Raw genomic sequence first — 26,709 nt, forward strand, 5'->3', positions numbered from 1 at the left:
CCCGACACCGCGCGCGGCCCTGCGACCGCGCCGCCAACCACATTTCGCCGCGCATGACCAATCCAAGCCCCGCCCTCGCCCGCCTGACACCCGCCACCCTGGTCGGCGCCGCCTGCGTCCTGGCCATGCTCTACTTCGGCCGCGAAGTGCTGGAGCCGCTGGCCGTGGCCATCGTGCTCAGCCTGATCATCCTGCCGCTGGTGCGCAAGCTGGCCGGGCTGGGCCTGAACCGCGCCGCCGCCGCCATCGTCTCGGTGCTGCTGGTGGGCGCCGCGCTGGTGGCGCTGGCCGTGGTGCTGGCGTTCCAGCTGGCCAGCGTGACCGGCGACCTGCCCCGCTACCGCGCCGCCATCCAGGACAAGGTGGACCAGGTGCGCACCATGACCGAGCGCCCCTTCGCCAGGCTGGAAGAACAATTGAGCGCCGTCATGCCGCAGGTGCAGCCACCCGCCGCCGAGACGCCCAAGGGCCGTGGCGCGAAGAATGCGAACCATGCAGTGGCGACCGCGCCGATGCCGGTGCAGCTGTCGGCGCCGCAGATGTCGGTGCGCGCCGCGCTGGCGCGCCTGTTCTCGCTGGCCTGGGGGCCGATCGGCCAGGCCGGCATCGTGCTGGTGCTGCTGGTGTTCATCCTGCTGGAGCAGGAGTCGCTGCGCGACCGCATGGTGCGCCTGGCCGGCCGCGCCGAGATCAGCCGCACCATGCGGGCGCTGGGCGACGCCGCCGAGGGCGTGTCGCGGTTCTTCTTCTCGCAGTTCGTGGTCAACGCGGTGTTCGGCCTGACCGTGGGCGGCGCGCTGGCGCTGGCCGGGGTGCCGCACGCGGTGCTATGGGGCACGCTGTGCGGGGTGCTGCGCTTCGTCCCCTACCTGGGCGCGCTGGCCTCGGGCCTGCTGGTGGCGCTGTTCATCGCCGCCATCGATCCGGGCTGGTGGCTGCCGCTGTCCTTCCTTGCGCTGTTCGTGGCGCTGGAGGTGGTGGTGGCCAATATCGTCGAGCCGCGCGTGTACGGCCACAGCTCCGGCCTGTCGCCGCTGGCCATCATCATCTCGGCGCTGTTCTGGGGCAGCCTGTGGGGACCGGTCGGGCTGCTGCTGTCGACCCCGCTGACGCTGTGCCTGGTGGTCGCCGGCCGCCATGTCGCGGCGCTGGAGCCGATCTCCATCCTGCTGGGCGAGGCGCCCGACATGAACCATGCCGAACGCTTCTACCAGCACGCGCTGGCCGGCGAATCGGATGCAGTGATCCGCGAGGGACGGGCCTACCTGGCCAAGAACAGCTTCGCCAAGTATTGCGACCAGGTGCTGCTGCCCGGACTGGGGCTGGCCGCGCTCGACCTGCGCAGCGAACAGGTCGGGGAGGCCCAGCAGCAGCGGCTGCGCGCCACTGCCCTGCGCCTGCTCGAGGCCCTCACCCAGGCGCCGGACGCGGCGCGCCGCTTCGGCCGGCGGCAGGCGCCGCCGCTATTGAGCAGCAACATCGGGGCCCACCTGCGCCAGCAACGCCTGGCGCGGCTGGGGCGCTGGCAGGGATCGCTGGACGTGCCCAGCCGTTCGGTGGTGCTGTGCGCCGGACTGCGGCACGAGCGCGACGAGCTGCTGGGCGAATTGCTGGTGCATGCCCTGCGCGTGGCCGGCATCGACGCCCGCGGCGTGACCCTCGATGAGCACAACGAACGCCCCGACGCCGGCAAGTCCGAGCTGGTGTCGACGGTGTTCGTGGTGTTCCCGCTGAAGGAGCATTTCGAGCGCTGGCAGGCCGTCGTGCGCGAGCTGCGCGGCGGCTTGCCGCAGGCGCTGCTGGTGACCATCCGCCCGCCCTTCGACAACGAGACCATGGAGCAGTCCGCCGTGAGCGACCAGGTCGACATGGTGTTGTCATCTTTCGAGGAAGGCCTGGCTTTCGTCGCCGCCAGCCGCAACGCCGACGGCCGGGCGTAGAATCGCCAAGGCCAGCAGGCCCATCCGTCCCGACAGGAAAACCATGACGACGTCCGCTTCCCCGATGACCGCCGCGCGCCGGCTCGCCGCCTTGTTGTTGATGGCGGCGGCGCTGCCGCTGGCGGCGCAGACCGCGCCGGCGGCCATCCAGCTCAATCCCCGCGCCACGCTGCCGGTCACGCCGGAGGAACGCAAAAACATCGAGGAGCTGCTGCGCGCCAGCGGCGCCGTCGAGGCCGGCAAGCGCATGGCCAGGCAGTTCGCCGGCCAGGTCGGCGCCACGCTGCGGGCCTCGCGCTCCAACCTGCCGCCGCATGTCGCCAGCGTGGTCAACGAGGAAACCGGCCGCGCCATCGCCGATGCGCTGGACCAGCCCGACGGCCTGACCGACATGATGGTGCAGCTGTACCACAAGTACTACAGCGATGAAGAGATCCGGCAGATAACCGCTTTCTACAACAGCCCGGTGGGGCAGAAGACGGTGCAGGTCACGCCGGTGCTGGTGCCGGAATCGCAGAACCTCGGCCGCGCGTGGGGCGCCAGGCTGGCGCCGGTGATACTGCAGCGGGTGCAGAAGCGCCTGACCGAGGAAGCGGCCAACGGCGAGACGCCGCCCGCTCCGCCCCGCCTTGAAATCGCGGTCGCCCCGCGCGCCGTCTATCCGGCCGAATCCCGCGCCGCGCGCGAGGAAGGCACCGTGCGCCTGAAGCTGCAGGTGGCGCCGAGCGGGCAGGTGCAGTCGGTTGTCATCCTGAAGTCGTCCGGTTATCCGCGCCTGGACGCGGCCGCCATCCAGGCCGCGCGCGCCATGGCCTACAAGCCCTACGAGGCTGCCGGCGAGGCCGCGCTGAGCGCCGAGGTCAGCGTCGCCTTCAAGCTGGGCGACCAGCCCAGGGCCAGGAGCGCCAGCAAGGACATCTGAGCCATCAAGGGGCAGGCGGGGCCCCTGCGCCGCGCTGCGCCTGCCATGCGGCCAGCAGGAAGCCGCCGCAGATCGCCACGTTCTTGAAGAAGTGGTTGAACTGGTTGCCGAACTGCGCGTCCGGCGCGACCCAGAACTGGTGCGCAATCACGCCGGTGGCCAGGGTATACAGTCCCAGCAGCAAGCCCACTTCACGCAGCCGCCAACCGGCGATGAACAACAGCGGCAGCACGATCTCGATGGCGATCACCAGCGGCGCCGCCAGGCCCGGCAGCGGCAGGCCGGAATGGACCACCCCGGCCACGCCGATCTCGGCCATCTATCCGGCGCGGCGACACCTCTCGCCCAAGGTGCGCGCCTTCATTTCGTGGGCCGGCGGCGTGTTCGCCGCGCATCCTTCGCTGCATCTGCATCGCTGAGGCAAAAAAAATGGCCGCGGGCAGGCGGCCATTTCTTTGGAGCGATCCGGCCTCAGGTGAGCAGGATCAGCAGAAGGATGACGGGAATCGGAATACCCAGCAGCCAGAGCAATATTGCACCCATGATGGTCTCCTATGAATTGATGTTGGCATCGGCGAGGTTCTCGCGGCGGCGCACCGGACCGTCGCCGAACAGCTCGACCGAATCACGCATGCGGCCGCCGATGGTGGCGAACAGGCTGGCGACGAAGGCGCCGCACAGCAGGGCGAGGAACATCCACATCGAGGCGTAGGCCGCTGCCTTGCGTGCAGCGTCGGCAGCCTCCTTGGCCTTGGCGGCGGCGTCGTCCAGCGCGCGCTGGTAGGAAGCGAAGGTGTCGGACACGCGCTTCTCGGCCTCAGCTTGGCTCAGGCCCGTGCGGCGGGCCACGACCTGGGCGACGTAGGTCTTGTCGGCGCCCGACAGGCTGCCGTTACGCAGGCCGTAGGCGAAGATGCGGGTCACTTCCATGCGCTGGGCCGGAGCGATCTCGCCGCCGTTGCCCGGACCTGGCGCGGCAGCCGGAGCGGCCAGAGGTGCAACCTCAGCGCCTGGGGCAGGCGCGGCGGGCGCTCCCGTATTGGCTGGAGCGCCGGTGTTGGCGCGGAACAGGTTGTCGACGAAGTAGCCCGACATGCGGTCAGCCAGGTTGGCTGCCTCACCCGGGTTCTGCGCGGCGCCTTGCGCAGCGCCGGCGCCGGCCGCAGCTGCGGTCATGCCCAGCGCCGAACCGGCCGCGCCCACGGTGCGCGCGCCGCCTGAGATCACCGTGCCGATCGCGGCGCTCAACAGCGCGGCCGTGGCCAGCGAGGCGACCGCCCACGCCAGGAAACCGTGCGCAGTATCGCGGAAATAGACTTCGCGGGTATGCACCCCGGCCCACTTCACCCGCAGGCGTCCGGCCAGGAAGCCGCCGATGGCCGAGGCGGCGATCTGCGTAAACACCAGCCAGCCGGCGGTCGAGTAACCGATCGCCTTGGCCGAGAGGCCTTCGCCCGACCACGGCGAGATGGAGGAAAAACCCAGGCCGGAGCCGAGCATTACCAGGATGAAGGACAGCGCGGCGGCAGCGAAGGCCCCCGCGAAGATCGCCGGCCACGAAACGCCTGAGGCAGAACCTGCCTCGGCGGCGACTTCGCCGGCATGGATGGATGGTATTGCCATTTGTCTCCTCGCTTTCTTGTTGAGCTGGCACAGGCGCCGCCAAGGTTGAGCATGCGGCGCATCGTATTAAGACGGTAAGACAGCGTGACTGTAGCGAGGCGGGGCCGGCCGCGGCATAGGAAGAAAACGCGAAATGCCGTAGGAGAGTCGGCAGACGGGAGGTGCGAAACGAGAAACGCCGCAGCGCCGCATCCCCGGGAATGCGGCGCTGCGGCGAGCTCATCCTTGCGTCGCTTGCGTTACTAGCGTTACATGCGGTCGGCCTCGACGATTGCCTGGGCGAACTCGCGAGGCGCTTCCTGCGGCAGGTTGTGGCCGATGCCGCCGGCCAGCGTGTGGTGCGCGTACGGGCCGGAGAAGCGCTTGCGGTAAGCCGCCGGATCCAGGTGCGGCGCGCCGTTGGCATCGCCCTCCAGCGTCACCGTCGGCACCGTGATGACCGGGAAGGCGCCCAGGCGCTGTTCCAGCGCATCGTACTGCGTCTGGCCCGGCGCCAGGCCCAGGCGCCAGCGGTAGTTGTGGACCACGATGGCGACGTGGTCGGGATTGTCGAACGAGGCCGCGCTGCGGGCATAGGTCGCCTCGTCGAAGTTCCACTTGGGCGAAGCGGTCTTCCAGATCAGGCGGTTGAAGTCCTTGCGGTACTTGTCGTAACCTGCCACGCCGCGGTCGGTGGCGAGGTAGAACTGGTACCACCAGTCGAGCTCGGCCTGCGGCGGCAACGGCGCGCGGCCGGCATCGACGTTGGTCATCAGGTAGCCGCTGACCGACACCAGCGCCTTGACGCGCTCGGGCCATTGCGCGGCGATGATGCAGGCGGTGCGCGCACCCCAGTCGAAGGCACCGAACACGGCGCGGCGGATCTTGAGCGCATCCATGAAGGCGATGATGTCCAGCGCCACCACCGCCTGTTGGCCGTTGCGCACGGTCGAGTCCGACAGGAAGCGGGTGCTGCCGTAGCCCCGCAGGTAAGGCACCAGCACGCGATAGCCGGCGGCGGCCAGCGCCGGCGCGACATCGACGAAGCTGTAGATATCGTACGGCCAGCCATGCAGCAGGATCACCACCGGACCATCGGCCGGACCGTCCTCAGCGTAGCCGACGTTGAGCAGGCCGGCATTGACCTGCTTGATCTCGCGGAAGGACGTATGCCCGCCGGCGGCAACCGCGCCAATCGGCCCGGCGGCCTGCGCATGGGCGCTACCGGACAGCCCGAACTGCGCGGCAACGGCGGTGGCGGCGGCGACGCCGAACAGGCGACGGCGTTGAAGATTGATTTCGTTGGACATCTTGTTCTCCGTTTGTGTGGATGGGGCATGACGGAGAATGAGCCCGGGATGTATCGCGCTTGTGTACGCAAACGGGCTGGTTTGCAAGGCTTTGTACCTGCGGCGGGGGCAGATACATTGGGATACGAATACCGGCTGTCGTTCCGGTGCAGGCGGGAATCCAGGCATCGTTCGTTGCACCTCGCCAGAGCCCGTTCGGACTGAGTAGCCGTGAAACGGCGTATCGAAGTCAGTGCATATGCGCTTGAACCACTCACACAAGGATTGCATCTACGCCGGCTTCGATACGCCGCTGCGCGGCTACTCAGCCCGAACGGAATGCAAGGAGCGTAACGAAAGTCGCTGGATCCCCGCTTTCGCGGGGACGACGGATTAATTGAGATAGCGAGCCAGGGAATCGATGCCGCAGGCGAGTAAGAAACAGCGCGAGGCCGCAGGCGAGCCGGACACGCTTTCTCCTTGTGGGCCAGCCGTCGGAGCGGCGCAAAAAGTGGATCAGGGCGTCAGTCGGAGCGCAGCGACTCTGACGACCCCACTTTTTGCGACGCTCCGACGGGTACCCCGAAGGGGCTGGCACTTAGGGGCCGCCTTCTTTTGCTTACTTTTCTTGGCGGAGCAAGAAAAGTGAGCGGCTGCCGGGCCGCCCCCGGCGCTCCGCCACGACCGGAGAAAGATAAGTCTTGAGCCGGTACATCTGCATGCAGCAAAACCTGACTACCCAAACAACAACGACGGCACCCACGCCGACTTCGATACGCCGCCAAAGCGGCTACTCAGTCCGAACGGAGTCTGCTGAGGCGCAACGAAAGTCGCTGGATCCCCGCTTTCGCGGGGACGACGGATTAATTGAGATAGCGAGCCAGGGAATCGATGCCGCAGGCGAGTAAGAAACAGCGCGAGGCCGCAGGCGAGCCGGACACGCTTTCTCCTTGTGGGCCAGCCGTCGGAGCGGCGCAAAAAGTGGATCAGGGCGTCAGTCGGAGCGCAGCGACTCTGACGACCCCACTTTTTGCGACGCTCCGACGGGTACCCCGAAGGGGCTGGCACTTAGGGGCCGCCTTCTTTTGCTTACTTTTCTTGGCGGAGCAAGAAAAGTGAGCGGCTGCCGGGCCGCCCCCGGCGCTCCGCCACGACCGGAGAAAGATAAGTCTTGAGCCGGTACATCTGCATGCAGCAAAACCTGACTACCCAAACAACAACGACGGCACCCACGCCGACTTCGATACGCCGCCAAAGCGGCTACTCAGTCCGAACGGAGTCTGCTGAGGCGCAACGAAAGTCGCTGGATCCCCGCTTTCGCGGGGACGACGGATTAAATGAGATAGTGAGTCGCCCAAGGAACCACCAACGAGCAACAAGCAAGACAAAGCCGCAGGCGAGTAAGAGACCACGCGAGGCCGCAGGCGAGCCGGACACGCTTTCCCCTTGTGGGCCAGCCGTCGGAGCGGCGCAAAAAGTGGATCAGGGCGTCAGTCGGAGCGCAGCGACTCTGACGACCCCACTTTTTGCGACGCTCCGACGGGTACCCCGAAGGGGCTGGCACTTAGGGGCCGGTTTCTTTGCTTACTTTCTTTGGCGGGCCAAAGAAAGTGAGCGGCTGCCGGGCCGCCCCCGGCGCTCCCTTCCGACCGGAGAAAGATAAGTCTAAAGCCGGTACATCTGCATGCAGCAAGACCTGACTACCCAAACAACGACGGCATCCACGCTGACTTCGATACGCCGCCAAAGCGGCTACTCAGTCCGAACGGAATCCAAGGAGCGCAACGAACGGCGCTGGATCCCCGCTTTCGCGGGGACGACGGATTAATTGAGATAGCAAGCCAAGGAATCGATGCCGCAGGCGAGTCGGAGACCACGCGATGCCGCAGGCGAGCCGGATATGCTTTCCCCTTGTGGGCCAGCCGTCGGAGCGGCGCAAAAAGTGGATCAGGGCGTCAGTCGGAGCGCAGCGACTCTGACGACCCCACTTTTTGCGACGCTCCGACGGGTACCCCGAAGGGGCTGGCACTTAGGGGCCGGTTTCTTTGCTTACTTTCTTTGGCGGGCCAAAGAAAGTGAGCGGCTGCCGGGCCGCCCCCGGCGCTCCCTTCCTACCGGAGAAAGATAAGTATCAAGCCGGTACATCTGCATGCAGCAAAACCTGACTACCCAAACAACAACGACGGCACCCACGCCGACTTCGATACGCCGCCAAAGCGGCTACTCAGCCCGAACGGAGTCCAAGGAGCGCAACGAAAGTCGCTGGATCCCCGCCTTCGCGGGGACGACGGATTAAATGAGATAGTGAGTCGCACAAGGAACCACCAACGAGCAACAAGCAAGACAAAGCCGCAGGCGAGTAAGAGACCACGCGATGCCGCAGGCGAGCCGGATATGCTTTCCCCTTGTGGGCCAGCCGTCGGAGCGGCGCAAAAAGTGGATCAGGGCGTCAGTCGGAGCGCAGCGACTCTGACGACCCCGCTTTTTGCGACGCTCCGACGGGTACCCCGAAGGGGCTGGCACTTAGGGGCCGCCTTCTTTTGCTTACTTTTCTTGGCGGAGCAAGAAAAGTGAGCGGCTGCCGGGCCGCCCCCGGCGCTCCCTTCCGACCGGAGAAAGATAAATCTAAAGCCGGTACATCTGCAGGCAGCAAGACCAGACTACCCAAACAACGACGGCATCCACGCTGACTTCGATACGCCGCCAAAGCGGCTACTCAGCCCGAACGGAATCCAAGGAGCGCAACGAAAGTCGCTGGATCCCCGCTTTCGCGGGGACGACGGATTAAGTGGAACGATAAGCCTGCGCATAGAAACGCGAGACCGGATCACCCCAGCGAAGACACCACCAGCTCCGCCTCCAGGCCGCCCAACCCATCCCCCCGATTGCGCAACACCAGCGAACCGTTCAAGGCCAGCGCCAGTTGCTGCGCAATCGCCAGCCCCAACCCCGTCCCTCCCGTACCGCGATTGCGCGAAGACTCCAGGCGGAAGAATGGCTGGAACACCGCCTCCAGCTGCCCGGCCGGAATCCCCGGCCCGCGGTCGCGGACAAAGATCGCCACCTTGCCGCCCTCCAGCAGGCGCGCCTCCACCTCGGCCGCGCCGCCGAACTTCAGGGCGTTGTCGATCAGGTTGGTAAGGATTCGCCGCAAGGCCTGGGTGCGCGTCACCAGGGCCAAGGCCGACACCCCCACCGGCATGGACACGTCGCGCCCCGTGTCCTGGTAGTCGAACACCATGCTCTCCAGGAAGGACGCCAGGTCGATGCGCACCGGCGCCTCGGTGCTGCCGTGCGCGCTGCGCGCATAGGCGATGCCCTCCTGCACCAGCCGGCCGATCTCGGCCAGGTCGCTCATCAGCTTGTCGCGCTCGACGCTCTCCTCTGCCATCTCCGCCCGCAGCTTCATGCGCGTCAGCGGCGTCTGCAGATCATGCGACACCGCCGCCAGGATCTGCACCCGCTCCTGCAGGTAATCCGAAATGCGCTCGCGCATGGCGTTGAAGGCGGTCGCCGCATGCGCTACCTCCACCGGTCCGTCCTCGCGCAGCGGCGGCGCGTTCTTGCTCATGTCGAGCCGGTCGGCGGCGTCGGCCAGGTCGGCCAGCGGCCGCAGCGCCAGCCGCACCGCGAACCAGCTGCACAGCACCAGCACCAGCAGCTGCGCCGCCAGCACATAGGGCAGCCACTGCGTGAGCGGCTTCATGGCCGGCTTGATGTCGACCGCCAGCGCGCTGCCGTCCGAGAGTTGAAGATGCGCCTGCAAGTGCTCGCGCGGCCCGGGCACGGTCTCCATGCGGAAGGGATAGCGCGCGCCCAGCGCGTCGCGGATCTTGCCGGCGATGGCCTCGGCGCGCGGCGAGAGTTCGGGCACGCCGGCCATGCCCTCGCCGATCACGTAGCCGTAGGTGCCGCGCTGCAGCGGGCCTATCCATTCGGGACGCTCCGCGGCCGGCAGGCGGTCGAGGATGGCCACCGAGGTGGCGACGTCGTTCTCCAGCGTATCGAGCATGACTGCGCGCGCGGCCATGTAGCGCTCCAGGAACAGCACGCCGAAGGACAGCACGTGCGCCAGCGCCAGCCCGGCCAAGAGGATCAGGAACAGGCGCGAACCCAGCGTGCGCGGCACGCGCAGCAGGCGGCGCGGCGCGGCAGCGACGGCGTCGCTCATGAGCGCGCCTCCTCGATTTCCACCGGCATCGAGAACACATAGCCCTCGTTGCGGATGGTCTTGATGTAGCGCGGCTCGCGCGCATCGTCTTCCAGGCGCTGGCGCACGCGGCTCACCAGCAGGTCGATCGAGCGGTCGAAGATCTCGGCCTCGCGCCCCTGGGTCAGGCTGAGCAGCTGGTCGCGGTTGAGCACGCGCTGCGGATGGTCGACGAACACGCGCAGCAGGCGGTACTCGGCGCCGGAAAGCGTCACCACCATGCCGTCCGGCGCCAGCAGGTGGCGCTCGCTGGTGTCCAGCCGCCAGGGACCGAACCTGAGCATCTTGCCGGCCTCGCTGACCTGCAGGTTGGGCGGCAGCATGCGCGTGCGGCGCAGCACCGACTTGATGCGCGCCAGCAGCTCGCGCGCGGCGAAGGGCTTGGCGAGGTAGTCATCGGCGCCCATCTCCAGGCCGATCACGCGGTCGGTCTCTTCCGAGCGCGCCGTCAGCATGATGATGGGCGTGGCGCGGTGCTTGCCGGCGCGCAGCTCGCGGCACAGCACCAGGCCGTCGTCGCCGGGCATCATGATGTCGAGCACGATCAGGTCCACCGCGTTGGCGGCGACGAAGGCGCGCATCTGGCGGCCGTCGGCGGCGACGTCCACGCGCAGCCCGTTCTTTTTCAGATAGTCCGCCACCAGTTCGCGGATTTCCCTGTCGTCGTCGACGATCAGGATGTGATCGATGTGTTCCACCTGCCAGCCTTTCTCCGGATTTTCCCAATCCTGTCTTTTACGTTCTGTCCCGGCGCCGCGCAAGCGGCGGCGACGGGAGATTTGTACCTCAATGTATCCGGCCCGCGCGGCGATACAGCAGACGACAAACGCGCCGGAAAATTGCCTGGATGACATCGCGGCGGGGCAAGAATGGATGCGCCCCCCGCCGCCGCCATTGTCGCCGGATTTGTACGCCAATGTACAAGCGCCGCCGCCGGACACCTGGCGATACACAAACCCGGCCCGGCCTACACATGGCGGATACACCGGAGCGGTTTCATGCAGGGGTCGCAACACATCGCGCATCACCCTTTTGCAAGGAACCATCATGATCCTCCATCTCGCCACATACTTCGCCGCGTTCCTGGGCGGGGCGCTCACGCTGCTGAGTCCCTGCATCCTGCCGGTCCTGCCCTTCCTGTTCGCCCGGGCCGACCAGCCCTTCCTCAAGGCGCGCCTGCCGATGCTGGCCGGCATGGCGCTGGTGTTCGCCGCCGTCGCCACGCTGGCCGCGGTCGGCGCCGGCTGGGCGGTGCACCTCAATGAAATCGGCCGCATCGGCGCCATGCTGGTGCTGGCGCTGTTCGGCCTGGCACTGGTCTCGCCCACGCTGGCAGGCCTGCTGGCGCGGCCCGGCGTGGCGCTGGGCAACGTACTGGCCGACTACTCCCGCCAGCGCGGCCCGACGGTGTCCGGCTCGCTGCTGCTGGGCGCGGCCACCGGCCTGCTGTGGACGCCCTGCGCCGGCCCCATCCTCGGCCTGGTGCTGTCGGGCGCGGCCTGGCAAGGACCCAGCGTGCAAACCGCCGGCCTGCTGCTGGCCTACGCCGCCGGCGCGGCCAGCGCGCTGGGCCTGGGCCTGGCCGCCGGCGGCCGCCTGATGGCCGCGGCCAAGCGCCGCCTGCGCATCGGCGAATGGCTGCGCCGGATGCTGGGCGTGGCGGTGCTGGCCGGCGTGGCCAGCGTCGCGGTGGGCGCCGACCTCAATCCCCTGGGCTCGCTGCGCGCCACCGAGAAGCTGGAAAACATCCTGCTCGACATCCTGGCGCCTGAACGCACGCTGATGGCCGGCGCGGGCGCTGTGGCCGGCGCCCTGCCGCAGCCCCAGCCGGCGGCGCGCCCCTACCGCAGCCTGTTGCCGGTGGAGGGCGCCCTGCCCTCGCTGGACGGCGCGGTCGAATGGCTGAATTCGGCGCCGCTGTCGGCCGAGCAGTTGCGCGGCAAGGTGGTCCTGGTGGATTTCTGGACCTACTCCTGCATCAACTGCATCCGCACCCTGCCCTACGTGCGCGCCTGGGCCGAGAAGTACAAGGACCAGGGCCTGGTGGTGATCGGCGTGCATACGCCCGAGTTCGCCTTCGAGAAGAAGGTCGATAACGTGAAGAAGGCGCTGGGCGAATTCAAGCTCGGTTTCCCGGTCGCGGTGGACAGCAACTTCCGCATCTGGCGCGCCTTCAACAACAACTACTGGCCGGCGATCTACCTGGCCGATGCGCAAGGCAAGCTGCGCTACCACCACTTCGGCGAAGGCCGCTACGAGACCTCGGAGAAGGCCATCCAGGAATTGCTGAAGGAGGCCGGCGCCACGCAGCGCGACCAGGCCGCGGTAACGCCCCAGGCGCCCGGCGTCCAGGCCGCGCCCGACCTGGCGCAGCTGGGCTCGGACGAGACCTACCTGGGCTATCGCCAGGCCACCGGCTTCAGTTCGCGTGAGCGGCTGTTGCCCGACCTGGCCGCCGACTACAGCGCCGCGCCGCTGGGCCTGAACCAATGGAGCCTGGCCGGCAACTGGCGCGCCGGCCCCGAGGCGATCACGGTGCTGCGCGCCGGCGGCAGCATCGCCTACCGCTTCTCGGCGCGCGACCTGCACCTGGTGCTGGGTCCGGACGAGGACGGCCGCCCGGTGCGCTTCCAGGTGACGGTGGACGGCAAGGCGCCGGGCGAGCTGCACGGCGCCGACATCGACGCCGCCGGCAACGGCGCGGTCGACCGCACGCGCCTGTTCCAGCTGGTGCGCCAGCGCGGCGAGGTGCGACCGCGGACCTTCGAGGTGCGCTTCCTCGATCCCGGCGCGATGGCCTACGCCTTTACCTTCGGCTGACTTTTTCCTGAAAGGAGACCTCCATGAAATCCATGATCGGCTGGCTCACCGCCGCCGCCATCTCGGCCAGCCCGTGCGCCTGGGACACCAGCCAGCGCGAGCTCAACGAACGCATGAACCCGACCGCGCTGCTGTCGCAGGCCGCGCCGGCGGCGCACGCAGTCAATCCCTCAACCCCGCAGGACCCGACCCCCACTCACTGAAAGGAAACACCATGAAACTGTATCTGAATGAAATCTCCTCGGCCACGTCGCGCGTGCGCATCGCCCTGGCGCTGAAGAACATCAGCGTGGAAACGCTGCCCGTCGCCATCCTCGGCGAGAACCCCGAGAACCGCGGCGACGACTACCTGCGCGTGAACCCGCAAGGCCTGGTGCCGGCGCTGGTGACCGATAACGGCACGCTGATCACGCAGTCGATCGCCATCATCGAATACCTGGACGAGCTGCAGCCCCATCCGCCGCTGCTGCCGCAAGGCCTGGAACAGCGCGCGCTGTCGCGCTCGGTGGCCATCGCCATCGCCGCCGAGATCCACGCGCTGGTGCCGCCGCGCATCGCGCGCCGCCTGTCCTCGATCCCCGGCATGAGCGCCGCCGGCATCGCCGACTGGAACAATCACTGGACCGTGGAAGGCCTGCACGCCGTCAACCGCCTGCTGGAGTCGCACCGCGCCGGCCCCTTCGTGGGCGGCGAGCAGCCCTCGCTGGGCGACATCCTGCTGTTCCCGCAAGCGGTCAACGCCGAGCGCATGGGCATCGATCTGGCGCAATGGCCGGCGCTGGCGGCGATCCATGCCCGCCTGAAAACCATCCCGGCCTTCGCCGACAACGCCCCGGCGCCGCGCAAGTAAGGCGCGCCTTCATCCGGGGACGGCGCGTTCGCGTCGTCCCCGGTTGTCTTATAAAATCGCGGGATCATCCACCAGGCAAGCACAAGCGCACATGCCCATCACCACCTTCCTGTTCGACCTCGACGGCACCCTGACCGATACCGACCCGCTGCACCACAAGGCCTTCAACACCATCGTCGCGCGCTGGGGCCGCAGCATCGATATCGACTACTACAAGACCCATATCATGGGCTTTCCCAACAACCTGATCTTCGACCACCTGTTCCCCGGCATGCCGCCCGAGGAATACCTGCCGCTGGCCGACGAGAAGGAGCGCCTGTTCCGCGCCCAGCTCGACGCCGAGATCCCGCCCACGCCCGGCATCGAGGCGCTGCTGGCGCACATCGCGCGCATCGGCGGGCGCAGCGCGGTGGTCACCAATGCGCCGCGCGCCAATGCCGAGCTGATGCTCAAGGCGCTGCGCCTGGAGGGACGTTTCGATGCGCTGGTGATTGGCGACGAACTGGCGCGCGGCAAGCCCGATCCGCTGCCCTACCTGACGGCGCTGGAGCTGCTGGGATCGAACCCGCTGGAGGCGGTCGCCTTCGAAGACTCATCCTCCGGCGTGAAGGCCGCCAGCGCGGCCGGGCTGTTCACCTTCGGCATGCTGGGCGGACTGGATGAAGAGCGGCTCAAGGCCGCCGGCGCCAGCGCGGCGATCCGCGACTTCACCGCGCCGGCGCTGTGGGAGCGCATCGGCGCCGGCTGAGGCGGCAGCAGGCGCGGCGGCGTTGACTTATGATGGTGCCCGCATCACCTCCACCAGAATAAACAATCGCCATCCCCACACACGTTCAGCTGAAAGGAAATTCCATGCATCGCATCTCCCGTTGGCTCATCGGCGGCGCCCTGGCGCTGCTCGCCTGTTCCGGCGCCGCCTCGGCGCAAGGCGTCTACGACGACTGGTCGTCCGTAAAGGCGCCCGCGCCGCCGCCGCTGGCCAAGGTCACGGTCGACCCGGCCACTACCGCGCTGCTGGTGCTGGACATCGCCAGGCAGACCTGCAACGCCGAGAGCCGCCCGCGCTGCATCGCCATGCTGCCGCGCGTGGCCAAGGTGCTGGCCTTCGCGCGCGCCAAGGGCGTGCCGGTGATCTACACCCTGGGCGCGGCCAGCAAGCCGGCCGACATCTGGCCGGAAGCGGCGATGCGCGGCGACGAGCCGCTGGTCACCGCCGGCCCGGACAAGTTCGTCAACACCGACCTGGAAAAGATGCTGCGCGAGAAGGGCATCAAGACCGTGATCTGCATCGGCGCGGCGGCCCACGGCGCGGTGCTGCATACCGCCGCCAGCGCGGCGTTTCGCGGCTTCGACGTGCTGGTGCCGGTGGACCTGATGGCGTCCGACACCGCCTATGCCGAGCAGTACACCGCCTGGCACCTGGTCAACGCGCCGCGCCTGGGCGAGCGCATCAAGCTGACGCGGCTGGACTGGCTGAACTGAGCCGCCTGTCTCGCCTTGCCCCAGAAAAACGCCCGCAACTGCGGGCGTTTTTCGTTCCTGGCCGGGCGCGGTCGCGCTCAGGCCGGCAGCGCCAGCACGCGGGTGCTGTCCGGGATCAGCTCGGCCGCGATTCCGCCGGGCGAGCACACCATGGCCGTGCCGCCGTCGCGCGGCGCGCGGCAGATGACGGCGCCGCTGGCCTGCAGCCGGCGGCAGGCCAGCGGTACGTCCGGCACCACGTAGGCCAGCTTGCAGCCGTTGCGCCCGCGCCCGCGGATCACCTCGACCAGGGTGGCGCCCCCGCCGGGCCCGGCCAGGTCGCTCATCGCGCACAGGCCCTGCGCCAGCTCCACATGCCGCACCACCTGCACGCCCAGCGCCTGGCGATAGAAGTCCGCCGACTTCGCCAGCACGGCCCGGGCCGGATCTTCCACATGCAATGTCTTCACGTCGTTCTCCGAAGGTGGGTGGGCTGCGCTCAGCCCACGGTCTTGGCCCACACCGCCTGGGCATTGGTGAATTCGCGCAGGCCGAAGTGCGACAGCTCGCGGCCGTAGCCGCTCTTCTTCACGCCGCCCACCGGGATGCGCGCGTTGCTGGCCGGATAGCCGTTGATGAAGACGCCGCCGGTGTCGAGCCGGCGCGCGATGCTTTGGGCGCGCGCCAGGTCCGAGGTCCACAGGCTGCCGCCCAGGCCGTAGTCGCTGGCGTTGGCCAGCGCGATGGCGTGCTCGGCGTTGTCGGCGACCGTGATGGCGGCAACCGGGCCGAAGGTTTCCTCGTCGAAGGCGGCCATGCCGGGCGCAACATCGGCCAGCACGGTGGGCGCGTAGTAGTTGCCGGGGCCGTCCACCTTGTGGCCGCCCAGCAGCAGCGTGGCGCCGGCGGCGACGGTGCGCTCCACCTGTCCGTGCAGCTCGTCGCGCAGGTCGGCGCGCGCCATGGGGCCGATGGTGCTGGCGGCGTCCAGCGGGTCGCCGGCCCGCACGCGGCGCGCGGCCTCGACGAACCTGCGGGTGAATTCCTCGGCGATGGGGCGTTCCAGGATGAAGCGCTTGGCCGCCAGGCAGACCTGCCCGGCATTCTGGAAGCGCGCCTCGATGGCGGCCGCCACCGCCAGCTCGATGTTGGCGTCGGCCAGCACCACGAAGGCGTCGGCCCCGCCCAGTTCCAGCAGGCTCTTCTTGAGCGCGCGGCCGGCCAGCGCGGCCACGGCGGCGCCGGCGCGCATGCTGCCGGTCAGGGTCACGGCGGCCACGCGCGGATCGTCGATGACGCCGGCCACGGTGTCGTTGCCGGCGTTCAGGTTGGCGAACAGGCCCTTGGGGAAACCGGCGTCCTCATAGGCGCGCTGCAGCGCGAAGGCCGAGCCCATGACGTTGGGCGCGTGCTTGAGGATGAAGCCGTTGCCCGACAACATGATCGGCCCCGAGGCGCGGATCACCTGCCACAGCGGGAAGTTCCAGGGCATCACGCCGAGGATGGAGCCGATCGGCAGGTAGGACACGTGCACGCGGTCGGCGCTGCCCTCGATGGCCACCGGCTCGTCGGCCAGGATGGCGGGGCCGTTGTCGGCGATCCAGTCCAGCGTGGCGGCGCACTTCTCGACCTCGCCGCGGGCCGCGCCCAAGGTCTTGCCCATCTCAGCGGTGATCAGCGCGGCCAGCTCGCCGGCGCGCTCGCGCAGCGTGGCCGAGAGGCGACGGTAGGCGGCCACGCGCTGGATCATGGGCGTGGCGCGCCACAGTCGCTGGGCCGCGGCATTGTCGCGCAGCATGTGCTCGACTTCAGCCGGCGTTTGGAAAGGGTACTCGGCGATGAATTCGCCGGTGGCGGGATTGCGCGAAACTGCGGTATTGAGAGTGGACATGCTTGCCTCCAGGACGGTGAATGACAGTGGAAATGAATTGCACTGGTGTCACTGTAGGCAAATCGGCTGGGGTCAATAAGGCGTCTTGTTATCCTATGACTGCGAGTCCCCGGCAGCCGGCCTGGGAATGTAGGTGACCAGCGACAGGTCGGGCCTGCCGGCCGGCGTCAAGGCCACGTAGTGAAATTCGATGTGGCCGCCGGCGGGGTGGCGCAGGCGCTTCTCGCCTTCGTCGAAGCCCTTGACATGGGTTTCCTGCCACCAGCCGGCGAACTCGGGACTGAGCCGCGCCAGCTCGGCCACCAGGTCGTCGAAGGGTTGCTTGTCGCGGGCCTGGGCGCGGGCGGCGCGAAACATCGAGATGGTGCCGCGCGCCATCTGCTCCCAATCCAGGATCAGGGTGCGATAGGGCTGGTAGAGGAACAGCAGGCGCAGCGTGTTGCGCTCGTGCGGCTGCAGCGCGCCGTAGTCGACGAAGAGCTCGCAGATCGGGTCGTTCCAGGCCAGGATGTCGAGCCGGGTGTTGCGGATGTAGGCCGGCATGGAGATGGCGCGCACCAGCATGTCCAGCCCTTCGCTGACCTCGCCGCCGGCGGCCACCGTGGCCGCCTCGCGCGAGGACAGGGCGAACAGGTGGTCGGACTCGACCTGGTTGAGCCGGAACACGCCGGCGATGCGGCGCAGGGCGTCGGCCGAGGGCTGGATGTCGCGGCCCTGCTCCAGCCAGGTGTACCAGCTGACGCTGACGCCGGCCAGCAGCGCGACTTCCTCGCGTCGCAATCCCGGCGTACGGCGCGGGCCCTGCGGCAGGTTGAAATCGGCCGGGCGCAGCTTGGCGCGCTGGCCGGAAAGGAAGGCGCCCAGTTCGCGCCGTTCTTCGGTGGTCGGTCTTCTTGGCATGGCAGCGGCAGGCGCCGGTGGGTGGCAAACCGCGCCATCGTCGGCCAAAGTCCCGGCCTTGTCAAACCGCCCGCGGCCTGCGGCGCCCGCGCGCTTCAGGCCGCGACCGCCTCATGGAATTGCCTGACGACAAAGCCGTAGAGCTGCGGCTCGGCCAGCGGCCGGCTGTAGTAGTAGCCCTGGATCTCGTCGCAGTCCAGGCGCTTGAGCCACTCGCGCTGGTCGAAGGTTTCCACGCCCTCGGCGATGACGTTGATGCCCATCGTGTGGCCCAGGCCGATCACGGCCTGGACGATGGCGGCGTCGTGCGAATTGGGCTTGAGCTGGCGTACGAAGGACTGGTCGATCTTGAGCTTGTCGATCGGGAAGCGCTTCAGGTAGGACAGGCTGGAGTAGCCGGTGCCGAAGTCGTCGATGGACAGCTTCACGCCCAGCGCGCGCAGCTTGTGCAGCAGCTCGATGGCGGCCTCGGTCTGCTCCATCACGGCGCCTTCGGTGATCTCCAGCTCCAGGCTGGCGGGGTTGATGCCGGTGCGGCGCAGCAGCGCCTCGATCTTGCGGTAGAACTCCGGATGGCGGAACTGGCGCGCCGAGATGTTGACGGCCACAACGAAGTCGCGTCCGGTCACTTCGCGCAGCGCGATGATCTGGGCGCAGGCGCGCTCCAGCACCCATTCGCCGATGGCGATCACCAGCCCCGACTCCTCGGCGATGGGGATGAACTCGCCCGGCGACACCAGCGCGCCGTCGCGGCGCCAGCGCACCAGCGCCTCGAAGCCGACCAGCTCGCCGTCGGCCAGGCGCTGCTGCGGCTGGAAGTGCAGCTCCAGCTCGTCGCGCTCCACCGCGTACATCAGTTGCGCCTCGAGGTCGACGCGCCGTTCGGTCTCGGCGTTGAGTTCCTCCGAATACGCCACCAGCGTGTTGCCGCCCAGCGCGCGCGCCGATTGCAGCGCGGCGTCGGCGTTGCGCAACAGCGCGGCCGGTTCGCTGCCGTGGCGCGGATACTCGGCCGCGCCCAGGCTCAGGTTGGAGAACACTTCATGCGTGCGGCCGCTGAAAGGACGTTGCATCTCGGCCTGCAGCGCCATCAGGGCGCGCGCGAAGGCCGGCGAATGCACGGTGTGGCGGTACAGGATCACGAAGTTGGCGCCGTCCAGGCGGAACACTTCCCCCTGGTGCGCCGCGGCCAGCGTGCGCAGGCGGCCGGCGATGTCGATCATCATCTGGTCGGCGAACTCGTGGCCGTAGGCGCCGATGACGCGCTCGAAGCGGTCGACGCTGCCCAGCACCACGACGTGGCCGCGGCCGCGCAGGCGCTGCAGGCGATGCTCCAGGGAGCGGCGATGGCCCAGCCCGGTCAGCGGATCGTGCGCGGCCTGGTGCGCCAGCGCGTCCTCGGAGCGGAAGCGCGCCCAGATGTGGTACATCATGAACAGCGCCGTCATCAGCGCCAGCAGGTTGAACCAGTGCACCAGGCGGGCGATGCGGTTGATGTTGACGTCCACCATGCCGCCTTCGCGCAGCAGCTCGGTGACGTCGCGCATGTTCTCCGCCGACAGGCCCCAATGCACCAGCGGCTCGGCGGCGCTGCGGATGTTTTCCACCGTCTGCTGCATGAAGATGGACAGGCCGATGCCGCAGGCGATGACCACCGTGAGCAACAGGTAGATCGGCCAGCGCGTGTGCCGCACCAGCATCTGCCGCACCCGCTCGTCCCAGTCCTGCGGCAGGCGCGAACGCACGCTGTGTTTCCAGCCGCGCTGCGCGGGCCGTTGCAAAAGGTTTTCCATCGCGCATTTCCCCATGGCTTGTCAGGGCTGTGCCAGCACCTGCTCGATCCGGTTGACCATCTCATTGCCGTCGAAGGGCTTGCCCATGAAGCTGGCGTTGCCAGCGGCCATGGCGCGTCCCTGCAGCGCCGCCGACGGGTAGGCCGTGACCACGATCACCGGCGTGGCCAGGCGCCGGCGGCGCAGGTATTCCAGCAGCTCGATGCCGCTCATGCCCGGCATCTGGACGTCGGTGATGATGCAGTCGGCGCCGTCGAAACCCTGCGCGGCGACGAACTCATCGGCCGACGCGTAGCTCTCCACCGCGATGCCGATCGAGCGCACCAGCGCCGAGAGGGCATCCCGCATCGAACCGTCGTCATCCACTACTGCGATCTTGCTTGTCTTTGTCACTGCGTTTCCTTTGGCGATGCCGGCCGGGCGTGGTCCCGGTCGACTATTCTGGCTTGCAGGTTAGCAATCGGCGCGCGGGCCGGGAATCATACGTTGGTATGAGGGCAAAGATAGCGCCGCGAAAAGCGCCTGAAATGGGGGGAAATAAGGAAGAAATAAGGGAGGAATGGCGAGAATCGGGGCGGCAGGACGGGGCGATGCAGACCGCCCTGTTGCCGCCCGACAACTCAGGCGCGCGGCTTGGAACCGGCTTGCTCCAGCGCCTGGGTCATGCGCACCAGATCGGCGAAGGTCTTGGCCTGCATCTTCTTCATCGCGTTGCCGCGGTGGATCTTGACGGTGACTTCGCTGGTGCCGAGCTCGCCGGCGATCTGCTTGTTGAGCAGGCCGCTGGCGGCCAGCCACATGACCTCGGTCTCGCGCGGGGTCAGGCTGGCGTAGCGCGCCTGCAGGCCGGAACTGGCCTGGCGCTGGCCGATCTGGCGCCGGTCGCGCTCGTGGGCGGCGGCCACCGCGTCCAGCAGGTCCTGGTCGCGGAAGGGCTTGGTGAGGAAATCGATGGCGCCGGCCTTCATGGCGCGCACGCTCATGGGGATGTCGCCGTGGCCGGTCATCAGGATCACCGGCATGGTGACGCCCGACCTGGCCAGCTCGGCCTGGAAATCCAGCCCGCTGATGCCGTGCAGGCGCACGTCCAGCAGCAGGCAGCTGGGCGCGTCGGAAGCCGGGCGCTGCAGGAAGGCGGCGGCGCTGGAATAGCCGCGCACCTGCAGGCCGACCGAGCGCAGCAGGCTGTCGAGCGCGGCGCGCAGGGAGTCGTCGTCGTCGACGATGTGGACGACCGGATCGAGGGTGGCGGGCGCCGCGCTCATGCGGGCGCTCCCGCGACCGGGATGCGGAAGGCCATGGCCGCGCCGCCCTGCTCGGGGTTCCAGGCGCGGATGACGCCGCCGTGCGCCTCGATGATGGAGCGGCAGATCGGCAGGCCCATGCCCATGCCGTCCTTCTTGGTGGTGAAGAAGGCGTCGAACAGGCGCTTCAGGTGGTCGGGCGGGAAGCCCGGCCCGGTATCCGTAATCTCCACGGCCACCGCCGGGCGGCCGTCCTCGCAGGTCTCGGCGGCGGTGCGCACCTCGATGCGGCGCTCGCGCGCGCCGGCGCCGGACATGGCCTGGGCCGCGTTCATCACCAGGTTGATCAGCACCTGCTGCAGCTGCACCTTGTCGGCCTTCACCGCCGGCAAGCCGGATTGCAGGTCCAGCCTGAGCGCGGCGCCGTGGCGCTGCAACTCGCGCCCGAGCAGGTCGCAGCTCTCGGCCACCACTTCGTTGACGTCTTGCGGCGCGAACGAGGGGCCGGCCTGGCTGGCCATGGCGCGGATGCGGCGGATCACTTCGCTGGCGCGGCGGGCGTCGCGCTGCATGGCTTGCACGGCGGCGCGCGCTTCGCCCATGTCGGGCTCGGGACGGTTCATCCAGCGCAGGCAGGCTTCGCCGTGGGTCTCGATGGCGGCCAGCGGCTGGTTCACTTCATGCGCGATGGAGGCAGCCAGTTCGCCCAGCGTGCTGACGCGGCTGGCGTGCGCCAGCTGGCCGCGCGCCACGTTGAGCGCCTCCTCCCGCTGCAGCAGGGCCAGCGTGGCGGCCTGCGCCTTGAGCGCCAGGAAGGCGGTGATGGCGATCGCTGCCAGGCTTACCATGCAGCGCGCCAGGGCGGCGTCGCTCTGGTCGAAACCGTGCGCGGCGCCGTAGGCGATCAGGGTCAGCGCGATGCACATCGCGGTGACCGCCATCACGCCGCGGCGCGGCCACACGATCGCCGCCAGCAGCACCACTGCGACATAGAGCACGGCGATGGCGACGTCCAGCGGCGTGAGCGCGTCGACGGCGAAGATCGCGGCGGTGAGCGCCAGGCCCACCATGGGCACCAACGGCGAACGAGCGGAAATGAACATGCATTCTCCTGTCCGGCCCCATGCTCCGCCTGGCGGATTTCGCACCAGGCTTGTGCCGAACTTGTACGTAACTTGTGCTTGACCGGTTACGTCCTGCGCGCCCCTCGCGCGCCGCACCGGTCACCCCTTGTGTTTGTCGGAAAACCGTTCCTGCGGACGGTTCCCCTTTTTTCCGAACACGAGTATAAATGTCCGACAATTGGTTGGATACACGTATTACACCAAAGTATAGGTAAGCCCGGCCGCTTGCGGGGAAGCCGGCCGAAGGCGAATCGCACGCCGCTCCCATGATGCGGGAGCATCGACCGCCGTTCCCGGGCCGCCGGATTTCCATACGGAAAATCAACGTCATACTCTCGTATGATTGGCGCGCCCGCAGCGCCGGTCCTACGATGCGTTCATCCAGATTTCGCGCCCGAGGGAGGCACAGTGAAGCTCTATGAACAACTCGCCGATACGATCCGCAGCCAGATCGAGGACGGCATCATGCTTGCGGGCGAGAAGATCCCCTCGGTGCGGCGCACCAGCCAGCAATACCAGCTGAGCATTTCCACCGTGATCCGCGCCTACCTGTTGCTGGAGAGCCGCGGCCTGATCGAAAGCCGTCCGCAATCGGGCTACTTCGTGCGCGTGCACCAGCAAGGAGCGGCGCCCCTGGCGCCTGCGCCGCAAGGTAACCCGCACGCCGCCGAGGCGGTGCAGGCCGGCCCCGACATGGCGCCGGCGGCGCTGGTGCTCTCCAACATGCGCTCGATCAACAGCGAAGACCGCATTCCGCTGGGTTCACCCTATCCCGATCCGGCGCTGTTCCCCTCGGCGCGCATCAGCCAGCTGGCGCACGGCCTGTACAAGCGGCGCGACCGCCACGAGCTGATGGGTTCGCTGCCGCCGGGCAATCCCGAACTGATCCGCCAGGTGGCGCGCCGCCATCTTGAAACCGGGCTGGCGGTGAACGCCGCCGAGATCGTCATCACCGAAGGCGCGACCGAGGCCATCAATCTTTGCCTGCAGGCCATCTCGCGCCCGGGCGACGGCATCGCCGTGGAGTCGCCCACCTATTACGCGCTGCTGCATGCGATCGAACGCATCGGCATGCGCGCCGTGCCGGTAGCCACCGACGGCAAGAACGGCATCGACCTGCCCTCGCTGAACGCGGTCATCGAAGCGGGCCAGGTGGCCGGCGCCATCATCATGCCCAACTTCCAGAATCCGATGGGCTTCGAGATGCCCGAGGAGCGCAAGCGCGCATTGGTCGACCTGATGGCCTCGCACCAGTTGCCCATGATCGAGAACGACGTCTACGGCGAGCTGCACTACAGCGAACAGCGCCCGCGCCCGCTCAAGACCTTCGACCGCAACGGCCTGGTGCTGTATTGCAGCTCCTTCTCCAAGAGCCTCTCGCCTGAGCACCGCATCGGCTGGACGCTGCCCGGCCGCTACCGGCAGGCGGTGGAACGCCTGAAGTTCCTCAACACCGTGTCCACCCCGTCGCACCCGCAGCGCGCCATCGCCGAATACCTGCAGAACGAAGGCTACGATTTCCACCTGCGCCGCCTGCGCAAGACGCTGTCGCAGCAGGAGCGCATCATGCGCGCCACGGTGCTGCGCTTCTTCCCGCCGGGCACGCAATGCTCGGAGCCGGCCGGCGGCTACCTGCTGTGGGTGCGGCTGCCGCGCGGCGTACAGGCGATGGACCTGCACGTGCGGGCGCAGGCCGCCGGCATCAGCGTGGCGCCGGGCAACATGTTCAGCACCGACGATGCTTTCGGCAACTGCATCCGCCTGAACTACAGCTTCAGCTGGGATCGCGAGATCGAACAGGCGGTGCGCCTCCTGGGCGAGATCGCCCATGAACTGGCCGCGCGCGCCGCGCAACAGCCCGCTCCAATGGCGGCGCCCCTGAAAGGCGCGCCGCTGCCGGCTCAGATCCCCGCCAGCGGGCTGACCAAGGCCAGCTGAGGCTGGCGCACCTGCCGGTCGCGCTGTTCGCCGTACCGGATGAACTGCGCGGCGATGTCGTCCAGCGGCGCCGGCTTGCCGAACAGGTAGCCCTGGAAGGTGGCGCAGCCTATCTTGCGCAGCGCCGCCCATTGCTCCGCCGTCTCCACCCCCTCCGCCACCACGTTCAGGCCCATGCTGTGCGCCAGGCTGACGATGGTGCGCACGATCGACGAGGCGTGCGGCGTGAGCAGCATGTCCTGCACGAAGGAGCGGTCGATCTTGAGCTGGTCCAGCGGCAACTTCTTGAGATAGCTCAGCGACGAGTAGCCGGTGCCGAAATCGTCCAGCGAGAAGCCCACCCCGATCTCCTTCAACACGCTCATCTTGCGGATCAGGTCGTCGACGTCGGTGAGCAGCATGCTCTCGGTCAGCTCCAGCTTGAGCCGGCGCGGATTGGCGCCGGTGCGGTTGAGGATGTCCAGCACGCCTTGCGTGAAGTCGGGCTGGCGGAACTGGCGCGCGCTGACGTTGACGGCGATGGTCAGCGCTTCGGTGGCCGGATCGGCGGCCCATTCCACCAGCTGTTCGCAGGCGGTCGCCAGCGCCCATTCGCCGAACTCGACGATCAGGCCCGACTTCTCGGCCTGGCTGATGAAGGCGCCCGGATACACCAGGCCGCGTCGCGGATGGTTCCAGCGCATCAGCGCCTCGACCCCGGACAGGCTGCCGTCGCTGCCCACGATGGGCTGGTAGTGCAGCAGCAGCTCGCGCCGCACCAGCGCGTGGCGCAGGTCGGTTTCCAGCATGGCGATCTGGTCCAGCACGTCCTGCATGTCGGGCGTGAAGAAGCGATAGGTGTTGCGCCCGGCGGCCTTGGCCTCGTACATCGCCATGTCGGCCTGGCGCAGCAGGTCGTTGACGGTATGGCGGCCGGCGCCGAACAGCACCACGCCCAGGCTGGGCGTGCTGCGCACCTCGTAGCCGTCCATCGTATAACCGGCGTTGAGCGAGGCCAGGATCTTGCGGCACACGAACTCGGCGTTGCCCTCGGCTTCCTCCAGGCCGGCGCCCAGGTCTTCCAGCAGCACCACGAACTCGTCGCCGCCCAGGCGCGCCACCGTATCGACCTCGCGCGTGACCTGCTTCAGGCGCAGCGCCACCAGCTCCAGCAGCCGGTCGCCGATGTCGTGGCCCATGGTGTCGTTGAGGGACTTGAAATTGTCGAGGTCGACGAAGATCACCGCGCCGTGGTAGCCGGCGCGGCCGCAGCGCGCCACCGCGTGGCCCAGGCGGTCCAGCAGCATGCGCCGGTTGGGCAGGTTGGTGAGGCCGTCGAAATAGGCCAGGCGGGCGATCTCTTCTTCGGCCTCCTTGCGCGCGCTGATGTCCATGCGGGTGCCCACCATGCGCAGCGGCCGGCCTGTGGCGTCGCGTTGCACCACCTTGCCGCGGCACTGGATCCAGATCCAATGGCCGTCCTTGTGGCGCATCTGGTATTCGGCTTCGAACAAATGCGTGCTGTCGGCCAGGTGCAGCCGCAGGGCATGGTCCAGCGCATCCATCTGCTCGGGATTGATCATGCCGCGCCATTCGGCCGGCGCGTCGAACTGGCAGTCGGGCGCGTAGCCCAGCATGGCGTTGGCGCGGGCGTCGACGCGCCGCACGTCGCTGGGGATATGCCAGTCCCACAGGCCCAGGTTGGCGCCCGACAGCGCCAGGTCCATGCGCTCGTTCATCTCTTCGTGGCGGGCCTCGCGCTGGTAGGCCAGTTCCGCCGCGGCGCGGCGGCGGCGCTGCATCACCGCCAGCGCCAGCGCGCCCAGCAGGCCGAACACGCACCACATGACCAGGTAGGATTGCGCCAGCTCGTGCCAGCCGGCGTTGATGCGCTCGACGCTGCGCGAGAGGCTGATGACGAAGGTCTTGTCCAGGCCCAGCTCGCCCTGGGTCACCGTGCGCTGCACCACCATGCGCCGCTCGCCGTCGGCGGCCGTCCCGGTCAGTACGCTGCTGACGTTGCCGCTGCGCAGGTGCAGCCGCAGGAAATCCTCGTCGTCGGCATTGCGCCGCATCTCGGCCGCGTTGGCCGGCACGAACAGCAGGCGCCGGCCGTCCTCGCCGGTGATGGCGCTGTTCATGTCGTCGGCGTACAGCGCCGAACGCATCACGGCGTCGAAGTATTCGGGATTGAGGATGGCGCTGACCGCGCCCTCGATGCGGCCGTCGGCGCCGATGATGGGCATGGACAGCTTGATGTTGAACACGCCGGGCGTGTTCTCGTAGGGCTGCGAGACATACACGACCTTGCGCGAATACATGCGCGCGATCTGGGAGAGGAAATCGCGGTCGTCCAGGTGGCGGTCGTCGATATCGTCGGCCGAACGGGTGATGCGCCCTTCGGCGTCCAGCAGCACGATGGCGCGCACGCCCGGCATGGCGCTCTTGAGCGAGCGCAGCAGCAGGCGTTCGCAGTCGGCGTTGCAGCGCCGGTCATCGGCGGCGGCATTGCGCGCGGCCTCCAGCGCGTTGCGCACACCCTGGAACTGGTGCGCCAGGTTCTCTTCGATGATGCGCGCCTGCAGCTGCATGCGCGAGGTCTCCGAGGCCTTGATCAGGCGCCGTTCCGACCAGACGAAGTTGGCGATCAGCAGCGCAGTGAAGACCAGCACCGCCACATAGGCGCTCCATTCGATGACGGTGCGGCTGAAGCCGGGCTGTTCAAGCGATTCCCTGTACATGATGG

The 26,709-nt window shown here is 68.2% G+C and carries 21 protein-coding genes; 8 read left to right on the plus strand and 13 right to left on the minus strand.

Features of this window, described 5'->3' with window-relative positions; all coding sequences use genetic code 11:
- The first annotated feature begins 53 nt into the window (after positions 1-53).
- Both Herbaro_RS20610 and Herbaro_RS20615 read left to right on the plus strand, forming a co-directional pair.
- Positions 54-1,940 (plus strand): AI-2E family transporter, encoded by a 1,887-nt coding sequence (locus tag Herbaro_RS20610; RefSeq protein WP_275011467.1) that lies wholly within the window; start codon positions 54-56, stop codon positions 1,938-1,940.
- A gap of 43 nt (positions 1,941-1,983) precedes the next feature.
- Positions 1,984-2,862, plus strand: coding sequence for a TonB family protein (locus tag Herbaro_RS20615; protein WP_275011468.1), 879 nt, complete (start codon positions 1,984-1,986; stop codon positions 2,860-2,862).
- A 4-nt stretch (positions 2,863-2,866) separates the two neighbouring features.
- Here Herbaro_RS20615 and Herbaro_RS20620 read toward each other — a convergent pair whose 3' ends face one another.
- The 5 genes from Herbaro_RS20620 to Herbaro_RS20640 all read right to left on the minus strand — a co-directional run bounded on the left by Herbaro_RS20620 (position 2,867) and on the right by Herbaro_RS20640 (position 10,661).
- The gene (locus tag Herbaro_RS20620) at positions 2,867-3,181 is read right to left on the minus strand and encodes a DoxX family protein (protein WP_275011469.1); all 315 of its coding nucleotides are present in this window, start codon (positions 3,179-3,181) and stop codon (positions 2,867-2,869) included.
- A gap of 233 nt (positions 3,182-3,414) precedes the next feature.
- Entirely contained in the window at positions 3,415-4,485 is a 1,071-nt protein-coding gene (locus Herbaro_RS20625) for a hypothetical protein (protein ID WP_275011470.1), read from the minus strand.
- 248 nt (positions 4,486-4,733) lie between these two features.
- Complete coding sequence (locus Herbaro_RS20630; protein ID WP_275011471.1) at positions 4,734-5,774, minus strand: alpha/beta fold hydrolase; 1,041 nt, start codon at positions 5,772-5,774, stop codon at positions 4,734-4,736.
- Positions 5,775-8,580: 2,806 nt separating this feature from the next.
- Complete coding sequence (locus Herbaro_RS20635) at positions 8,581-9,924, minus strand: ATP-binding protein (protein WP_275011472.1); 1,344 nt, start codon at positions 9,922-9,924, stop codon at positions 8,581-8,583.
- Complete coding sequence (locus Herbaro_RS20640) at positions 9,921-10,661, minus strand: response regulator (protein WP_275011473.1); 741 nt, start codon at positions 10,659-10,661, stop codon at positions 9,921-9,923. Before Herbaro_RS20640 ends, Herbaro_RS20635 begins: the two co-directional genes overlap by 4 nt.
- A 349-nt stretch (positions 10,662-11,010) precedes the next feature.
- Between Herbaro_RS20640 and Herbaro_RS20645 the strand changes: the two genes are divergently transcribed.
- The 5 genes from Herbaro_RS20645 to Herbaro_RS20665 all read left to right on the plus strand — a co-directional run bounded on the left by Herbaro_RS20645 (position 11,011) and on the right by Herbaro_RS20665 (position 15,115).
- Positions 11,011-12,783, plus strand: a complete 1,773-nt coding sequence (locus Herbaro_RS20645) for a cytochrome c biogenesis protein DipZ (RefSeq protein WP_275011474.1) — start codon at positions 11,011-11,013, stop codon at positions 12,781-12,783.
- Between the two features lie 23 nt (positions 12,784-12,806).
- Positions 12,807-12,986, plus strand: coding sequence for a hypothetical protein (locus Herbaro_RS20650; protein WP_275011475.1), 180 nt, complete (start codon positions 12,807-12,809; stop codon positions 12,984-12,986).
- A gap of 11 nt (positions 12,987-12,997) precedes the next feature.
- Positions 12,998-13,633 (plus strand): maleylacetoacetate isomerase, encoded by a 636-nt coding sequence (gene maiA / locus Herbaro_RS20655; protein WP_275011476.1) that lies wholly within the window; start codon positions 12,998-13,000, stop codon positions 13,631-13,633.
- Between the two features lie 91 nt (positions 13,634-13,724).
- Positions 13,725-14,381 (plus strand): HAD family hydrolase, encoded by a 657-nt coding sequence (locus tag Herbaro_RS20660; protein WP_275011477.1) that lies wholly within the window; start codon positions 13,725-13,727, stop codon positions 14,379-14,381.
- A gap of 104 nt (positions 14,382-14,485) precedes the next feature.
- Positions 14,486-15,115: a cysteine hydrolase family protein gene (locus Herbaro_RS20665; protein WP_275011478.1), complete on the plus strand. Its 630-nt coding sequence runs from the start codon at positions 14,486-14,488 to the stop codon at positions 15,113-15,115.
- A 77-nt stretch (positions 15,116-15,192) separates the two neighbouring features.
- Here the strand turns inward: Herbaro_RS20665 and Herbaro_RS20670 are convergent, their stop codons facing one another.
- The 7 genes from Herbaro_RS20670 to Herbaro_RS20700 form a co-directional block, all read right to left on the minus strand.
- Entirely contained in the window at positions 15,193-15,564 is a 372-nt protein-coding gene (locus tag Herbaro_RS20670) for a VOC family protein (RefSeq protein ID WP_275011479.1), read from the minus strand.
- 29 nt (positions 15,565-15,593) lie between these two features.
- Positions 15,594-16,985 (minus strand): NAD-dependent succinate-semialdehyde dehydrogenase, encoded by a 1,392-nt coding sequence (locus Herbaro_RS20675; RefSeq protein WP_275011480.1) that lies wholly within the window; start codon positions 16,983-16,985, stop codon positions 15,594-15,596.
- Between the two features lie 93 nt (positions 16,986-17,078).
- Positions 17,079-17,885 carry a helix-turn-helix transcriptional regulator gene (locus Herbaro_RS20680; RefSeq protein ID WP_275011481.1) on the minus strand — a complete coding sequence of 269 codons (807 nt, stop codon included), beginning with the start codon at positions 17,883-17,885 and terminating at the stop codon, positions 17,079-17,081.
- A gap of 95 nt (positions 17,886-17,980) precedes the next feature.
- Positions 17,981-19,678: a putative bifunctional diguanylate cyclase/phosphodiesterase gene (locus Herbaro_RS20685; RefSeq protein WP_275011482.1), complete on the minus strand. Its 1,698-nt coding sequence runs from the start codon at positions 19,676-19,678 to the stop codon at positions 17,981-17,983.
- A gap of 21 nt (positions 19,679-19,699) precedes the next feature.
- Entirely contained in the window at positions 19,700-20,071 is a 372-nt protein-coding gene (locus Herbaro_RS20690; protein WP_275011483.1) for a response regulator transcription factor, read from the minus strand.
- A 227-nt stretch (positions 20,072-20,298) separates the two neighbouring features.
- Positions 20,299-20,943 carry a response regulator transcription factor gene (locus Herbaro_RS20695; protein WP_275011484.1) on the minus strand — a complete coding sequence of 215 codons (645 nt, stop codon included), beginning with the start codon at positions 20,941-20,943 and terminating at the stop codon, positions 20,299-20,301.
- Positions 20,940-22,025 carry a sensor histidine kinase gene (locus Herbaro_RS20700; protein ID WP_275011485.1) on the minus strand — a complete coding sequence of 362 codons (1,086 nt, stop codon included), beginning with the start codon at positions 22,023-22,025 and terminating at the stop codon, positions 20,940-20,942. The genes Herbaro_RS20695 and Herbaro_RS20700 overlap by 4 nt, the downstream gene beginning before the upstream one ends.
- 429 nt (positions 22,026-22,454) lie before the next feature.
- Between Herbaro_RS20700 and Herbaro_RS20705 the strand changes: the two genes are divergently transcribed.
- Positions 22,455-23,984, plus strand: a complete 1,530-nt coding sequence (locus Herbaro_RS20705) for an aminotransferase-like domain-containing protein (protein ID WP_275011486.1) — start codon at positions 22,455-22,457, stop codon at positions 23,982-23,984.
- Here the strand turns inward: Herbaro_RS20705 and Herbaro_RS20710 are convergent.
- Positions 23,948-26,704 carry a bifunctional diguanylate cyclase/phosphodiesterase gene (locus tag Herbaro_RS20710; protein ID WP_275011487.1) on the minus strand — a complete coding sequence of 919 codons (2,757 nt, stop codon included), beginning with the start codon at positions 26,702-26,704 and terminating at the stop codon, positions 23,948-23,950. The two genes, Herbaro_RS20705 and Herbaro_RS20710, sit on opposite strands and share 37 nt — an antisense overlap.
- Between the last annotated feature and the right edge of the window lie 5 nt (positions 26,705-26,709).

The organism is Herbaspirillum sp. WKF16, assembly GCF_028993615.1.
In the GTDB taxonomy this organism is placed as follows: domain Bacteria; phylum Pseudomonadota; class Gammaproteobacteria; order Burkholderiales; family Burkholderiaceae_D; genus Herbaspirillum.

Excerpts from the sequence above, each read along its gene's own strand:
- Herbaro_RS20610 (WP_275011467.1), top strand. The coding sequence starts at position 54 with ATGACCAATCCAAGCCCCGCCCTCGCCCGCCTGACACCCGCCACCCTG.
- Herbaro_RS20615 (WP_275011468.1), top strand. The coding sequence starts at position 1,984 with ATGACGACGTCCGCTTCCCCGATGACCGCCGCGCGCCGGCTCGCCGCC.
- Herbaro_RS20620 (WP_275011469.1), bottom strand. The coding sequence starts at position 3,181 with ATGGCCGAGATCGGCGTGGCCGGGGTGGTCCATTCCGGCCTGCCGCTG.
- Herbaro_RS20625 (WP_275011470.1), bottom strand. The coding sequence starts at position 4,485 with ATGGCAATACCATCCATCCATGCCGGCGAAGTCGCCGCCGAGGCAGGT.
- Herbaro_RS20630 (WP_275011471.1), bottom strand. The coding sequence starts at position 5,774 with ATGTCCAACGAAATCAATCTTCAACGCCGTCGCCTGTTCGGCGTCGCC.
- Herbaro_RS20635 (WP_275011472.1), bottom strand. The coding sequence starts at position 9,924 with ATGAGCGACGCCGTCGCTGCCGCGCCGCGCCGCCTGCTGCGCGTGCCG.
- Herbaro_RS20645 (WP_275011474.1), top strand. The coding sequence starts at position 11,011 with ATGATCCTCCATCTCGCCACATACTTCGCCGCGTTCCTGGGCGGGGCG.
- Herbaro_RS20650 (WP_275011475.1), top strand. The coding sequence starts at position 12,807 with ATGAAATCCATGATCGGCTGGCTCACCGCCGCCGCCATCTCGGCCAGC.
- maiA (WP_275011476.1), top strand. The coding sequence starts at position 12,998 with ATGAAACTGTATCTGAATGAAATCTCCTCGGCCACGTCGCGCGTGCGC.
- Herbaro_RS20660 (WP_275011477.1), top strand. The coding sequence starts at position 13,725 with ATGCCCATCACCACCTTCCTGTTCGACCTCGACGGCACCCTGACCGAT.
- Herbaro_RS20665 (WP_275011478.1), top strand. The coding sequence starts at position 14,486 with ATGCATCGCATCTCCCGTTGGCTCATCGGCGGCGCCCTGGCGCTGCTC.
- Herbaro_RS20675 (WP_275011480.1), bottom strand. The coding sequence starts at position 16,985 with ATGTCCACTCTCAATACCGCAGTTTCGCGCAATCCCGCCACCGGCGAA.
- Herbaro_RS20680 (WP_275011481.1), bottom strand. The coding sequence starts at position 17,885 with ATGCCAAGAAGACCGACCACCGAAGAACGGCGCGAACTGGGCGCCTTC.
- Herbaro_RS20685 (WP_275011482.1), bottom strand. The coding sequence starts at position 19,678 with ATGGAAAACCTTTTGCAACGGCCCGCGCAGCGCGGCTGGAAACACAGC.
- Herbaro_RS20695 (WP_275011484.1), bottom strand. The coding sequence starts at position 20,943 with ATGAGCGCGGCGCCCGCCACCCTCGATCCGGTCGTCCACATCGTCGAC.
- Herbaro_RS20700 (WP_275011485.1), bottom strand. The coding sequence starts at position 22,025 with ATGTTCATTTCCGCTCGTTCGCCGTTGGTGCCCATGGTGGGCCTGGCG.
- Herbaro_RS20710 (WP_275011487.1), bottom strand. The coding sequence starts at position 26,704 with ATGTACAGGGAATCGCTTGAACAGCCCGGCTTCAGCCGCACCGTCATC.